This window comes from Gemmiger formicilis (assembly GCF_016901605.1).
GTDB classification, from domain to species: Bacteria; Bacillota; Clostridia; order Oscillospirales; family Ruminococcaceae; genus Gemmiger; species Gemmiger formicilis_B.
In genome coordinates this window covers 1-209 of record NZ_JACJKP010001091.1, presented here as the reverse complement: position 1 = coordinate 209, position 209 = coordinate 1, and the positions used below count along the sequence as shown (strand labels likewise).

The 209-nt window shown below is 62.7% G+C and carries 1 protein-coding gene; it reads left to right on the top strand.

Annotation, left to right across the window (positions count from 1 at the left end; translation table 11 throughout):
* Positions 1 to 2: 2 nt before the first annotated feature.
* A partial coding sequence (locus H6B10_RS19260; RefSeq protein ID WP_430661811.1) for a PEP-utilizing enzyme occupies positions 3 to 209 on the top strand: 207 nt, incomplete at its 3' end.

Below are 209 nucleotides of genomic sequence, written 5' to 3'. Positions count from 1 at the left end.
GGATGATTCTGGGGTTGGCCAGCAATCAGGACAGCACGGTCAGTCACGCCGCCATTATGGCCCGCAGCCTGGGGATTCCCGCCATTGTCCAATTGGGCGACGGCGTGGCCGCCCGTCCAGAATATCCACGACGCGGCGGCAGACGTCACATACATCGACGCTGCGCTCCCGGATGTATTCGTCGTCCACATTGTTCAGGCGGCCGGCAA